This window comes from Paraburkholderia ultramafica (genome assembly GCF_902859915.1).
In the GTDB taxonomy this organism is placed as follows: domain Bacteria; phylum Pseudomonadota; class Gammaproteobacteria; order Burkholderiales; family Burkholderiaceae; genus Paraburkholderia; species Paraburkholderia ultramafica.
Window position 1 is genome coordinate 1 of the sequence record NZ_CADIKK010000044.1, and the last position, 14,010, is coordinate 14,010.

Annotated in this window: 11 protein-coding genes and 1 pseudogene; 10 read left to right on the forward strand and 2 right to left on the reverse strand. The window is 59.9% G+C overall.

The features are described 5' to 3' along the window. Positions 1-640 precede the first annotated feature (640 nt). Positions 641-1,618, forward strand: a complete 978-nt coding sequence (locus HV744_RS31525; protein WP_175153239.1) for a LysR family transcriptional regulator — start codon at positions 641-643, stop codon at positions 1,616-1,618. Between the two features lie 39 nt (positions 1,619-1,657). Then, positions 1,658-2,626 carry an oxidoreductase gene (locus HV744_RS31530; RefSeq protein ID WP_246279286.1) on the forward strand — a complete coding sequence of 323 codons (969 nt, stop codon included), beginning with the start codon at positions 1,658-1,660 and terminating at the stop codon, positions 2,624-2,626. Between the two features lie 273 nt (positions 2,627-2,899). On the opposite strand, the gene HV744_RS31535 is transcribed toward HV744_RS31530, so the two are convergent. After that, positions 2,900-4,060, reverse strand: coding sequence for a porin (locus HV744_RS31535; protein WP_175153240.1), 1,161 nt, complete (start codon positions 4,058-4,060; stop codon positions 2,900-2,902). A 360-nt stretch (positions 4,061-4,420) separates the two neighbouring features. Next, positions 4,421-5,587, reverse strand: a complete 1,167-nt coding sequence (locus HV744_RS31540) for an EAL domain-containing protein (protein WP_175153241.1) — start codon at positions 5,585-5,587, stop codon at positions 4,421-4,423. A 309-nt stretch (positions 5,588-5,896) separates the two neighbouring features. Here HV744_RS31540 and HV744_RS31545 point away from each other — a divergent pair, with 309 nt between their 5' ends. The 8 genes and pseudogenes from HV744_RS31545 to HV744_RS31580 all read left to right on the forward strand — a co-directional run bounded on the left by HV744_RS31545 (position 5,897) and on the right by HV744_RS31580 (position 14,007). Next, positions 5,897-6,082, forward strand: coding sequence for a hypothetical protein (locus HV744_RS31545; RefSeq protein ID WP_175153242.1), 186 nt, complete (start codon positions 5,897-5,899; stop codon positions 6,080-6,082). A 371-nt stretch (positions 6,083-6,453) separates the two neighbouring features. Then, positions 6,454-7,125, forward strand: coding sequence for a heavy metal response regulator transcription factor (locus HV744_RS31550; protein WP_175153243.1), 672 nt, complete (start codon positions 6,454-6,456; stop codon positions 7,123-7,125). After that, the gene (locus HV744_RS31555; protein WP_175153244.1) at positions 7,122-8,513 is read left to right on the forward strand and encodes a heavy metal sensor histidine kinase; all 1,392 of its coding nucleotides are present in this window, start codon (positions 7,122-7,124) and stop codon (positions 8,511-8,513) included. The genes HV744_RS31550 and HV744_RS31555 overlap by 4 nt, the downstream gene beginning before the upstream one ends. A 508-nt stretch (positions 8,514-9,021) precedes the next feature. Next, a complete protein-coding gene (locus HV744_RS31560; protein ID WP_175153245.1) occupies positions 9,022-9,876 on the forward strand; it encodes an SDR family NAD(P)-dependent oxidoreductase in 855 nt (284 codons plus the stop codon). 51 nt (positions 9,877-9,927) lie between these two features. After that, positions 9,928-10,863: an SMP-30/gluconolactonase/LRE family protein gene (locus HV744_RS31565; protein ID WP_175153246.1), complete on the forward strand. Its 936-nt coding sequence runs from the start codon at positions 9,928-9,930 to the stop codon at positions 10,861-10,863. 347 nt (positions 10,864-11,210) lie between these two features. Further along, entirely contained in the window at positions 11,211-12,872 is a 1,662-nt protein-coding gene (locus HV744_RS31570) for a methyl-accepting chemotaxis protein (RefSeq protein ID WP_175153247.1), read from the forward strand. Between the two features lie 86 nt (positions 12,873-12,958). Beyond that, positions 12,959-13,160: pseudogene (locus tag HV744_RS31575) on the forward strand (low-specificity L-threonine aldolase); the annotation flags it as partial. Between the two features lie 100 nt (positions 13,161-13,260). After that, the gene (locus HV744_RS31580; protein WP_175153248.1) at positions 13,261-14,007 is read left to right on the forward strand and encodes a GntR family transcriptional regulator; all 747 of its coding nucleotides are present in this window, start codon (positions 13,261-13,263) and stop codon (positions 14,005-14,007) included. Positions 14,008-14,010: the final 3 nt, after the last annotated feature.

The window sequence follows — 14,010 nt, forward strand, 5'->3', positions numbered from 1 at the left end:
GGCGCGGTCGAAGCCGGGACACGCAGGACGACGAGTCCGCCAATCGCAACGGCTGCCGCAACGCCGATCGATACGTAAAGCCGCCGCCGGGTCAGCATGATGGCGCCCCTTTCGCGATCCAGCGCGACTGAGTGGCCCGGCTAATCCCAGCCACGCTACTCGCCTCGCCAACCGCGGATGGACGAGCCAAAAGGTGCATCACAAAGGTATGGATAATCTCCATTTTCTGTCGCCTGATCGAGTATTGACACCGAAAGTCAGAGAGCCGGTTTGGCAGCTCCCAGAGTGGTGCGATTCTCGGCCTGCGTCCCTGAAGAGGGCGTGGCGACAAAATGACGATTCAGTCATGAGCAAGGCCGATGGCTGATCGGATATCTATCAATACACTCACAGCCGATCGGCCAGCACCGTGTAGATGACAATGCTGTAACGTGCCTGACTGCCTGGTGCAACCATACGGGCACTATGCTTCAGGTCCGGCCTCGAGTGGCTGTGCGCGCCGGTGCATCCGGCGCAATTTCTGCAAGCCGCGAGGAGCCCGACATTCCGGCCGAAGGAGTACCCGTTCCATGTTTTTTTGTCCTGCCACGCCACTGCATCACATCGCGAGCGAACCGTCTGGCGTTCATCGGGAGGCGCGGTGAACCAGTTGGCGTCGATACGTCACTTCGCCAAAGTCGCGGAGTGCCTGAGTTTTGCCGAAGCGGCCAAGCAATTGGGAATTTCCAGTTCGGCCATCACGCGCAGTATCGCGGGGCTCGAGGAGCATCTGGGCGCGCGGCTCTTCAATCGAACCACGCGACGCGTATCGCTAACGGATACCGGTCAATCGTATTGGGAGCGGTGCACCGACTTACTCAAACAGCTGGACTTGATGGACGAATGCATTACGTCCGCTGCCGGAAAATCGACGTGGTCGCTGCGGCTCGCGGCGTGTTCGCTCTACGTCAGCACGGACTTGCCGGACGTGCTGTCCGCCTACCTGGTGCGGAAGCCGCGCGTGAGCTTCGATGTGACGGTGTTCGACAATATGGGCGACATCGCGGCGAACGACTTCGATGTCTGCTTCAACGCAGAGGGGCATCTGCGCGACTCGTCGCTCGTCTGCCGGCCACTCGCGCAAACGCGCGATGTGATTGTCGCGAGCCCAACCTATCTGAAACGATGCGGTACACCGCGCACGCCGGCCGAACTTTCTTCGCATGACGTTCTCCTCGCATCGGATGCGCCAAGCCGTCATTGGGAATTCCGCACCAACCACGGTACGCAACGCGTCGTCGTGCGGCCGATTCTCAACGTACAAAGTCCGCTGGTCGTCAAGCGGGCTGTACAGGCAGGGCTCGGCATTGCGCGACTCTCGCATTCGGTCGTGCATAACGAACTCGCCGACGGTAGTCTGCATGCGCTGCTCAATGATGCAGACTTATGCGGCGCCGAGCGCACCGTGTGGCTGTTGCATTCCGGACAATCCCATATGCCGCTTGCGCTGCGCAGTTTTGTCGACTTCGTCGTCGCTCGCTATCATCAGAAGCCGCAGGAACGCAATGAGGTGCACGCCGCGCACGTCGGAACAACACATCCGGGCGACATGTTGATTGCCGACAGCTGGCCGCATTAGAACTTTTTCATCTTGGGGCGAAAAGGCCGACAGGACCTCATGCCACTCTCGACCGACATGCACAGACACTGGACTGCGGATGATATTGCGCCGCAGAGCGGCAAGCGGGTGCTCATTACGGGAGCGAACAGCGGTATCGGCTATCACGCCGCACTGACGTTGGCGCGCAAAGGCGCGCACGTCGTGCTGGTGTGCCGCGATAAGCAACGCGGAGAAGAGGCACTGGCCCGTCTGCAAACCGGAGCACCCGGAGCATGCGCCGAACTCGCGATTCTCGATCTTGCCTCCCTCGCGTCTGTGCGCCTGTTCGCGCAGAGGGAGCTCGCGGAGCAACGTCGTATTCACATTCTCATCAACAATGCCGGCGTCATGGCGCCGCCGAAACGTCTTGAGACTGCCGATGGTTTCGAGTTGCAGTTCGGCACCAATGTGCTCGGTCACTACGCGCTCACGGCACTCCTCATGCCCGCTCTCGAACTTGCTGCGGCGGGATCGCCAGACCGACCACGCATTGTCACGATCGCTTCCATCGCGCACAAGGGGGGGCGAATCGAGTTTGACGACCTGCAGTCCGAGAAGAAGTATTCGTCGATGCAGTCGTATCGTCAGTCGAAACTCGCGGATCTGATGTTTGCCATCGAGCTCGACCGTCGTCTGCGCGCTGCCGATTCCCGTGTCATATCGGTTGCCGCTCACCCCGGGATCGCGAATACCAATCTGTTTCGGTCCGGCGATCGTTCTGCGCTGTCCAGTGCTGTTCGCGACCTCGTTAGCCACATGATCGGCATCGTGCTAAACAGCGAATACGCTGGCGCCCTGCCGACCCTTTACGCGGCAACCTCGATCCGCGTCAATGGCGGCGGCTATTATGGTCCGCAAGGTTTCCTGGAGACACGCGGGAGCAGGATTGGCGAGGCGTGCGTCGCCAGGCAGGCAATGGATGAGTTGGACGCCCAGCGTTTGTGGCAGGTGTGTGAAGCACTCACCCAGATGCGCTTCCGACTGTAGTGCCCGTAGTGCCCGTCGTCCGCGTGGGCCGGCACGGCGATTCGTCGGTGAGACCTCCAGGTGAAAGTCACGGAGTGACTCGAAGTTCGTATCTACGTGCCCCCGTATAAAGCCTGTCGGTTGAACCGGCTGTTCACGGTTGGCGGGAAAGCAGGGTGAGGTGGGCGAGACCGGCAAGAAGTTCCGCGGCGAGACGTTTGCCGTCATTTAATCGGACGTATGGCTGAGTGGATTCAGCCATACGTCATTGCTGCTCGTGTAGTCGGAGGCCGGTTAGAAAGTGTGACGCATGCCCACAGTGACCGCGACTTGCGTGTTGGTCGAAGACGGCGACAGCGTGTTGATCATCGCATGCGAGAGCACGGAATCCGCAGGCGCGCCATGCACGTTCTGATAGACGCCTTCAAGATAGAAGTCCGTGCGCTTGCTGAGCGCATAATCGGTCTGGAGCATCGCCGTATTCCATCCCGGCGACGAGCCGTTATACGCGCCATGCGTGTACGTGTACGCGCCCGATACGCTCAACGCCGGTGTGAACGCATACTTTGCGTTCACTTCGTAGTTGTCGAGGCGCAGCGAACCGGCGAGGGTGCCGGCAGACGGATCGTTCGCACCGAGGTAGCTGCCCGTGCCGAAGGAGTACACGCCCGCCGCATTGTCGATCTGCGTGTGGCTCCAGACCAGTCCGACGGTGGCCGGCCCGAAGGTGTAGTTGCCGCCGAGCGACCAGATACGCTGGCGTTCCGCGATGAAGTTCGCGCTCGTATCGCTCGTGGTGACCGCGCCGGTGCCGTTGCCGGCGTTGTTCATTTGCAGGTAGCCGGCGGCGAGATTCAGGGGGCCCTGCGTATACGAGAGACCGAAGCCGTATGCGCGGTTATTCGCGAAGTCGCCGGCCTTATTGCTGAACGAGTACATCGTTTCGAACGTGACGCCGTGATAGACCGGGCTCGTGTACTTGACCGAGTTGTTGATGACGACCGAATTCGCGGCAAGGTTGTCGTTGTCGAACGGATGCGCGGCGATGCTGCCGCCCCACGTGTTGAACTCTGCGGAGAGCGGACCGACAAGGTCGTTCATCACGTCGAACTGACGACCGAACGTCAATGTGCCGTACGGATCGCTTTGCAGCCCCACCCATGCCTGCGAACCGAACGCGTCACCCGAGAAAGCCTGGGCGCCGTTGTTCAGCAGGAAACCTTGCTCCAGCTTGAAGATCGCGTGCAGGCCCGCGCCCAGATCTTCCGAACCCTTCAGGCCGAACACCGTGTTCTGCGTCGAACTGCTGTTCAGCTGCCAGTTGCTGTGGCCGAACTGATTGTTCGTGTACACCAGCCCCGTATCGATAAGACCGTAAAGGGTCACGCTGCTTTGCGCATGCGCGGACATCGCAAAGGCGCCGCACAGCGCGGCCGCGAGTAAAGACTTTTTCATACTTGTTGGCTCCGTGAATAAGCGGTGATTGAGGGATTGAGTTGCTTTATCCACCAGTGCCATGAACGTGCACGCAATACGTTCGTCAGCCATTGTTGCGAGAAGTGCGAAAGCATAGGTTATTGATTGATGATCATCGCCAGCAACGCCAATCCAATGGATTCGTTCAAATCGGCCCGGTGGACGTGTCCCGGTCAGTGAGACGGAAAACGAAGACGCCAATCATAGGGCGTCGAAAATAAAATCAGTATCAAAAAATGAAGCTGCATGGCGTCAAAAGAGCGCAGTGTACGAGCGATGTTTAATGCGCGTAGGCGTGCACGAGATCTTTCGATACTGTTAGACGACGCCGTCCGCAAGTCACCTGCGGCTTAGCACTGACGCAATGGCCTCAGGTTTTCCGTAAAGCCAGCCTTGCGCCAGTTCGATACCGCAGTTCTGCAATGCCTCGTGTTGGGCTGCCGTTTCCACGCCTTCGGCAAGCACCTTGCTGCCAAGCTCGCCGAGCTTTTCGGCTGACGCGCGAATCGCAGCCGTGAAGGACATGCCCTTATCGGCGTTGCGAATCACCGTGATGCAGAGTTTGACGATTTCAGGCTTCAACAAGCGGACGGTATCGAGGTCTGCGAACCCGCAGCCCGTGTCATCCAGAGCCAACCGAATGCCGATGGCACGCAGGCGGCCAACTGCATCCTGCAAACCCTCGGCCTCGTTGAGTGGCAAGTGCTCGGTGAGTTCGAACATGACTTCCTGTCGGCCTGCCAACGCCAGTTTGTCCGCCGCGAGGGCCAAGGCATCCGGACCCAGATTGATGGTCAGGAACTTCCCATGCGGCATTTTGCCCAGAGTGCGTTCGAGAGCCAATTCGGCACACAATAGTTCCATCTCGACGGCGCATCCGGCCGCATGGGCCGCGTCGAATAATAAGTCCGGGCGTTCAAAGGGTGTTCGTTGCGGCCCCCTGGAAAGGGCTTCAAAACCCATTACTGCGCCGTCTCTAATGCGCACGATCGGCTGCAGCACGGTCTGTATGGAGCGGTCAGCCAGAATTGCTCTCACCTTGGTAGATGAGTTGGGGTGTTCCTCGACCTGACGTTTTGATTGGAACTTCAACGGATCTCTTGTCCATTGAAGCCAACATGCTTTGGCATCTCGTGCGCCTGCTTCCGGCGGTAAAAGGAATACCGACAAGTCGGCGGTAATCCTGGCGCCTGTCCCGCCACCAAAAACAGCAAGTAGCCGCTCGCGAATCAGCTTGCGCCCAGCTTGTTCGATGGTCTGCGCCACTTCCTCCGCGTCACGCGGCAAGCCATCCGAAAGGACACGGAAATACGCTGACCAACGTCCGTTCGCATCAGCACGATATCGATCAATCACCTCATGCTGAGCCAACAGTCTGCTTAGCAAACCAGTTGCTTCCTCGCCGAAATGAGTCAGCGCAAGGCGAGCTGACTCCTCACCGAAGACGTCGGACAGACGTCTGCTGTCGGCAATGCTGATGCAGACTGCTGCAAAGAACCCCGTCATTTACGCGACCCCATCTCTACACGGTATCCCTTTGCCTTGTTATGCGAATCCGACAACAACCTTGGCGACTCCGGTATATGGCGACCCCAAATTCATGTGCCAAACGGAGCAGGGAGTTGGGCGGATGCCCCAGTGCGGTGCATCAACATACTGGCTCCAGCATGTCGAAAATCGGACGGCCAGATTACTTTTTTGTCATTTAGACTGCGTTGCGATCAACGGCAATTGCCGACGCGGGAGATTCATTCGTTGCTCTGCGCGAAATCGGGCGATGTGCTAACGTCTGCGTCTTTGACAAGGGAGCAGAGCATGGACGCTACACAAGTCGCCGCTAGCGTGGCAATGCAGGTGATGCAACAACAATCCTCGGGGAGCGCCGCGGCGAACTCGCCGCAGCGCGGCGCCTTGGCTCTCGTCGAAGCGGTAGTTGCCAGCGCGCCTGCACTTGCTAGTGCAAACGGAATGATCGGAAGCGTCATCAATACCTTCGCGTGATTACGAGCAGTTCTTGAAGATTCTGCATTGAAAGGAGCTGGCAATGTTCAGATTGTCCAGATTCCAGCAGAGTTGTTTTGTGCCAGGTTCGTTTGCCTGCTGTATCAGTTCGCGGTCCTCATCGGTACCTGGTCTGCCAATGTGAAAATCGACGCTTGCCGCAGGACTCCTGTCACCCGCGGCTGCGGCATCAATGACAATGCCAGGAATGTTCTGGCCCCGCCGTCGATGAAAGGGAAGCGGGTCTTTTTTGCAATTGAGGTGGCCGCACGATGCCGCCGCGCACGACTCTAGTGGTGATAAACGCTCAATTAGTGGTTCGCGTATGATTTGCTGCGAATTGCACCATTTGACGGAAGGGCTGCAGCGATATGCGAATTTTGATTATCGAAGATGAGCCGAAAATGGCTTCCTATCTCCGCAAAGGACTCATCGAAGCGAGCTTCCAGGCAGATACGGCGCTTGATGGCAAGGAGGGGCTCTTCCTTGCGCTTCATGAAGACTACGATCTGATTCTGCTTGACGTGATGCTGCCCGAACTTGACGGGCTCGATGTCCTCAAGCGCATACGCGCGCAAAAGCATACGCCGGTCCTGTTGCTGACGGCTCGCGACACGGTCCAGGATAAAGTCGTCGGGCTCGAATCCGGTGCGGACGACTATCTGTCCAAGCCGTTTGCCTACGCCGAGTTGCTGGCCCGGATCCGCGCGCTGCTGCGAAGGCCGGCGCAGTCGTTGCCGACTGTTCTGTCCGTCTCCGACATGGAGGTCGATCTGGTAAGACGGCGCGTGCGGCGCGGCAATGTGCGCATCGAATTGACCGCTCAGGAGTTCGCCCTGTTGAAGTTGCTCACCGAGCGCCAGGGGGAGGTGCTGACCCGTCCCTTCGTGACCTCGCATGTATGGGACATGAACTTCGATAGCGACACGAATATCGTGGATGTCGCGATCAGGCGCCTGCGCGCGAAAATCGACGGCCCGTTCGAAAAGAAGCTTCTGCATACGGTCCGTGGCATGGGCTACGTGCTGGAGGACAGGGCATGATGGAGGGCGGCGTGCCGTATTCGCTCCTGAAGCGACTGACGCTCGCATTTTCGCTTCTTGCCATACTGGTCCTTTCACTTGCCGGTGGGCTTCTCTACCATGCGCTCTCGACAGAACTGCGAAGTCGTGACGACACCGAAATTGCCCTGCAGCTCCGTCAGTTCATGCAGCAGGCTCGAACTTTCGGCACCGTTGCATCGGTCGCGCAGAACGGCGCGTCGTTTCGCGAAGCAATGCTTCCACATCCCGCGGAGTCTTTCGCGATATCCGCTGGGAGTGGCCAGCTATTGGCGTACACGGCGGAGCGCGGGCAGCGCTTGACGTCTGTCGGGCCGGGCAACGCCCCCGAAGCCGAGCCGTTCACCTGCGAACCTCCGGGAGTCGGGCCTGCCCGATGCGTTGTCGGACGCGAAAAGCTGTCGTCCGGGGAAACGGTCCAGGTCATACTCGCGCACGCGGCTGACGCCCGGCGCTCGGTGCTAGGTGATTATCAGGAAGACGTATTGCTCGTGCTCGTCGGCGGCTCGCTGCTGATGGGCGCACTCGGTTATGTGATAGCGAAACGGGGCTTGGAACCTGTGAAAACGATCGGCATGCGCATTTCGAGCATCGAGGCACATAATCTGGATAATCGTCTGAACATCGGCGGCGGCCCCGTCGAGCTTCATGAAATCGCGGTGCCGGTCAACCGCATGCTCGATCGGCTTGAGCGTGCTTTCACGCGCCTCTCGCAGTTCTCTTCGGATTTGGCTCATGACATGCGCACGCCGCTCGCGAACATCATCAGCTCCTCGCAAATCACACTGTCCCGCCCGCGCACGACTGATGAGTACGAGCTGCTCATCGATTCGAACATCGAGGAGTGCGAGCGGCTGCAGCGCATGATCGAAACCATGCTGTTTCTCGCCAGAGCCGATCATGCGAGACCGGAGCTCAAGCTCGGGTCGCTAGACTGTCAAAACGAATTCGCCAAGCTCGCCGAATTCTTCGATGCCCTGGCGGAGAACAAGCGAGTTCGGTTTGCCATCGATGGGCCGCAGCAAGTCCGTGCGGATCCGACGCTGTTCAGGCGCGCTGTCAGCAATCTGCTGTCAAATGCACTGGAGCATGCCGAGACCGCGTCCGAAGTGTCGATGCGAGCGTCCCGCTCGGGTGAGTATGTAGCCCTACAGGTTACGAATCGCGGCGAGGATATCCCGCCCGAGCATATCGAGAAAATTTTCGACCGTTTTTATCGCGTCAACGCTGCCAGAGAGGGATCGGCGAAGAATACCGGGCTCGGTCTTGCGATCGTGAAATCGATCATGGAGTCGCACCGAGGCAAGGTCGAGGTGGTAAGCCGCGCAGGCAGCACGACGTTTACGCTGTATTTTCCCGTTCGCGCCTGAGGCGCAGCAGGTGCTCGCCGTTGGTCAACGCCCAGTGAACGGTCGGCCGGCTCATGCGATCCCCGTGGCGTCCCGATTCTCCGTGACATAGGCAGACACGGACCGAATAACCGGATCCAGGGTGCTTTGCGAAAGCAAATGGGACTGGCTGTGCAACGGGCCGAGATAGTGCTCAGTCATGCGGCAATGACGAGACTGTTGTCTGCGCCCGAAACGTATACTTTATCAAGGTAGATGTCGTCAGGTGGCGATGTAATCTGGAGTCAAAGCGTATAGAAAGGTTACGAAGAAACCTGTGCTAACGCTTGCCGTGTAGCTCGGTTCCAGAGCATAAGTCGTCAATTGAAGATATAATTTTCGGAAATTGAGCTGCTTCGGCGGACAGACAGTCCGCCGGCCGTTCTCTTGCCGCAACTCTGGCATGGTTCAATTGTTCCTGCGTTGCCTCGCAATCAACGAGAAACGAGGTTGCCGGAGTGGCGCTTCATCACGAATCAAAGGATCAGTAATGACTCACCTGGCATTTGCCCGTGGATCTGTCGCGGTTGTCACTGGCGGTGCTGCCGGTATCGGTCTCGCCGCTGCCAAACGGTTTGCCCAACTCGGCCTTCGTGTCTGCATCGCCGATCTGGGTGCGGAACGACTGGTTTGCGCCGCGCAAGAGATCGCCCGCGTGGCAGGCAACGGAATGGCCGACGTGATGGCGTTCGAGGCGGACGTCAGTCGCGCCGAAGACCTGCAACGGCTGGAAGCAGCGGTGAACGATCGCTTCGGTGGTACGGATGTCCTTATGAACAACGCGGGAATCCAGCCGGGGAGCGCGATGTTTGGGGCTGCCGCCAATTGGGAGCGTGTTTTCGACGTCAATCTTTGGGGCTCGATTCGCGGTACGCAGACCTTTGTGCCGGGAATGATCGCGCGTGGCCGCCCGGGGCTTGTCATCAATACCGGCTCGAAGCAAGGCATCACGACTCCGCCCGGCGATCCGGCATATAACGTCTCCAAGGCTGCGCTTAAGGCCTTCACCGAAGCACTGCAGCATGAGCTTCGCAATACACCCGACTGCCGTATCAGCGCGCATCTGCTGATTCCGGGGTTTGTGTTCACCGAGCTCGCGGCCCGAGGTCGTACGGAGAAGCCAGCCGGTGCGTGGACGCCGGAGCAAACGGTCGATTTCATGATGGAGAGGCTGGACAGCCGCGATTTCTATATCCTGTGCCCCGACAATGACGTGCCTCGCTCGCTCGACGAGCGGCGCATCCAGTGGGCTGCGGAAGACGTTATCAAGAATCGGCCGCCTCTTTCGCGATGGCATCCGGACTATAAGGATGCATTCGACGCCTATGTCCGCCAGGCCGATTGACCAGGTGATCACGCCGACTACACGTCGAGGAAAGGTAAAGCCGAGGATCGCATGTGGCAACAAAGCGAAACGTATCCTGATCCCGCTGTGGAAGTGCTGGATCAACGCTTTCTGAAATATCGCATTACGAATGCCGCGGTGGAGCGGCTTGCGACAGGCATGCGCTTCGGTGAAGGGCCCGTCTGGTTCGGCGATGGCCGCTTTCTTCTGTGGAGCGATATCCCCAACAACCGGATCATGCGATGGGACGAGGAGACCGGCGCGGTGTCCGAGTTTCGCAAGCCGTCCGGCTTTGCCAACGGCAACACGCGCGATCGTCAGGGGCGGCTGATCACTTGCGAACACGGCAACCGCCGGGTTACACGCACCGAATACGACGGCAGCCTGACGGTCCTGATCGACCGCTTCGACGGCAAGCGCCTTAACTCGCCGAATGACGTGGCGGTTAAAAGCGACGACAGCATCTGGTTTACCGATCCGCCTTTCGGAATTCTTGGCAATTACGAAGGCGTGAAAGGCGTGGCTGAGCTGCCGACCAATGTTTACCGGCTGGACGCGAAGTCCGGCGAGGTGGAGGTCGTTGCGGGCGACATCAACAATCCGAATGGTCTGTGTTTCTCGCCCGATGAGACCCGTCTGTATATCGTGGAGTCCGGCTCGAAGCCCCGCTGTATCAGGGTGTATGAAGTCGAGGAGGGCCGGCGTCTGGTGCACGGTCGTATCTTTGTCGACAGCGGGGATCAGGGCGCGCCGGACGGGTTCCGCTGCGACGCTGACGGGAACCTGTGGGCCGGGTGGGGTACGGGCCCCAAGCTGAATGGCGTCATGGTGTTCGCGCCGGACGGCGTGGCCATCGGCCGCATCGCGCTGCCTGAACGCTGCGCGAACCTGTGCTTTGGAGGCGCTGCGCATAACCGCCTGTTTATGGCGGCCGGTCAGTCGCTTTACGCGCTCTACGTGGATGCGAGTGCCGCCGTCCGCACATAAGGCTCCGTCAGGCTTGCGCCGTGCACGTCGCGGCTGATCTTTTCAGCAAGAGGCGCGCTGGCAGTGACGAGTGTTTCGGCAACGGCAACGCGCCGGCTGATGATGGATTCATCGGTAAGTCGGTTGGCTCATAAACGGTCGCAATCGTCTCCATGAGGCAAACCAATTTCACCAACCGCGTGTGCCTCGACACAATGCTATATCTCGTCACGAGAAACGTTGGGGTGCGCGCTTCGCTGGCGCATCGCGTACGGCGCTACGCGGCGACCAGAGGGCCGCGATGGTCTGCTGCTGGCCGCCTGCGTCGTTGGAACAAATAGAGAACCTCGCACAAAAAGGTGAACCACATGAGGACTACCGCTGATTTGCGCGTCCAGACACAGTTAATTGCCGGATTCGGCGTCGTCCTGTTCGCCCTCGTTGCACTGGCCGTCATCGCGATCACACGCGTTGAGTCCGTGCGGCAACGACTCGATCAGATCATCGATGTGAACGGCGTCAAGGAACGCTATGCCATCAACTTCCGCGGCAGCGTTCATGACCGGGCGATCGCGGTGCGCGATGTCACCCTCGTATCGCATGATGAGTTACCGGCTGTCGTCGCGCACATCCGGAAACTCGCGGCGGATTACGACGACGCGGCGAAGCCGCTGGCAGCCATCTATGCGCAGCGTGCCGACATCGCGCCCGCCGAACGCGCCATCTATTCGCGCGTCAACGATGCGAGCAACAAAGCCGCGCCGCTGATCGACGAGGTCATCGCACGGCAAGCCGCCGGTGACACCGAAGGGGCACGTGCGTTGTTGCTTCAACAGGCGCGGCCTGCTCTGGTCGAGTGGCTCGCGTCAATCAACGAGTTGATTGACTTTCAGGAGGCGCTGGACCGGCAGGGCGGCGCACAGGCGCGCCAGATCAGTACCGATTTCCGGTTAATGATGATCGCGCTCACTGCGCTTGCCTGCGTGGTCGGATCTGGCGTCGCGATGCTTGTCGTTCGCAACATCGGCCGGTCGCTCGGTGCCGACCCGCGCGAACTGATCACGTTCGCCGATACGATCCGGCGGGGCGATCTTTCGCAGCGCGCCGAGCTGCGTGCCGGCGATACGGATAGCGTCATGGCGACTGTCGTGCGCATGAGGGAAGCGCTCGCGGACATTGTGGGTCAGGTACGCGACGGGGCCAACGCAGTGGCGGGCATGAGTCACGAAATTGCCGCTGGCAATGCCGATCTTGGCGCGCGCACCGAGCTTCAGGCGAGCGCGCTTCAGCAGGCCACGGGAGCACTCCAGGAGTTCGATGCGAGTGTGGCTGCGAATGCTACGAATGCGGGGCACGCGGATGAGCTTGCCAAGCGGGCGTCGGCAACCGCCGGCGAGGGCGGGATGGTGGTCGGCCGGGTCGTGGAGACCATGCGTGGGATAAGCGCATCGTCGGCACGCATCGCTGAAATCATATCGGTGATCGACGCAATTGCCTTCCAGACCAACATCCTCGCACTGAATGCGGCTGTCGAGGCTGCCCGTGCGGGTAGCCAGGGGCGCGGTTTCGCGGTGGTGGCCGGCGAGGTCAGGGTACTCGCGCAACGTAGCGCCGAAGCGGCGAAGGAGGTCAGGCAACTGATCGTGGCGAGCGACGCCCGTGTAAAAGACGGCTCCGCCCAGGTCGATGCCGCGGGCTCGACGATCTCCGCAGTGGTGGATTCGTCGGCACGGGTCACCGGCATCATGAGCGAAATCCACGACGCGTGTCAGCAGCAAACGCTTCAGATCGGCGAAGTCCGCGAGATGATCGCGGGACTGGAGCATGGCACTCAACAGAACGTCGCGCTTGTGCTGCAATCGGGCGCCGCCGTGGACGCCTTGAACCGGCAGGCACAAAACCTGTTGCGTTCGGTCAATCTTTTTTCTGTCGGTGCCGAACGCGATGCGCAGCAGCCATCGCTGAGCGCACCGGCATCCGACGCAATTGCGCGTAAGCCGGCGACTTCGTTGACCAGCAGCTACGCCTGAGCGCATTGCGGGGTTGCGCGAATCTGAATTTCAATCCACGTCGACCGCGCCACGGGCGTGACGCGGCCAGCACAGTCAACGAGAAGCAGGTGCAATCGCAGGCGACCAACATGGTGTTTGCGCAGTTTCCGCAGGAACATTGCGCGCCGCTCGAGGCGTGGCTCAGCGAGCGGGGCAAGCATCACCCAGATGCTGTACGCGTCGCGTTTTGTGACGCATATGGACGTATCGCGCGCGGACATCGACACATTTCTGCTGGCTGTGAAGGCGTACTTCGCGCGTAGCTGACGCTGGCCAGATACCGGGTTTTTTCGTTCCCTGTTGACATGGCGTGTTCGGGTCGGACAATAATCTCAGCCCCAGAACTCTCCAAGCTCAGGTTCCACGCGTGAACGATATAACCGGCATTTCACCCTCGCGGGCTGATCACGTCTATTTCAGCGTACGCGACGATATCTTCGAGATGCGACTGCTGCCCGGCGACCGCGTGACGGAAGGCAGTATCGCCGAGCGCTTCGGCGTGTCCCGCACACCCGCGCGCGAAGCCTTGCAGCGCCTGCAAAGCGATGGTCTGATGCGCGGTTATGTGCGCGGCGGCTGGGAAGTGGTGCCGGTCGATTTCAAGCGCTTCGAAGACCTGTACGAGATGCGCAAGCTGATTGAAACCTTTGCGGTCTCGAAGCTCGCGAGTGCTGCAGAAGACGTCTCCGGGAGCGTCGTGCGAATGCTCGATCAGCTCGAACAAATCTGGAAGATCCCGCGTGCCTGTCGCCGGCGCGACGGCCGCGAAATGGTCGCGCTCGACGAAGCATTTCATCACGCCCTCGTGCGGGCCGTCGATAACGCCGAACTGACCGACGCGATGCAGCGCGTGACCGATCGCATCCGGGTCGTGCGGCGCCTCGATCTCGTGTACGGCAACTGCATCGACGAGACGTACGACGAACATGTGGCGATTCTCGATGCGATCCGCCATCGCGAAACGGATCGTAGCGTTGCATTGATCGCGCGCCATATCGAGGGCAGCCGCGCGGAAGTGCGTACCTTGACGGAGGAGCGCCTGCAACGCGCACGCACCGCAATGGGGCCGAACAGCGTCCCGTATGCACCACCCCGGTTGCGTGGCACCAAGTAGTGA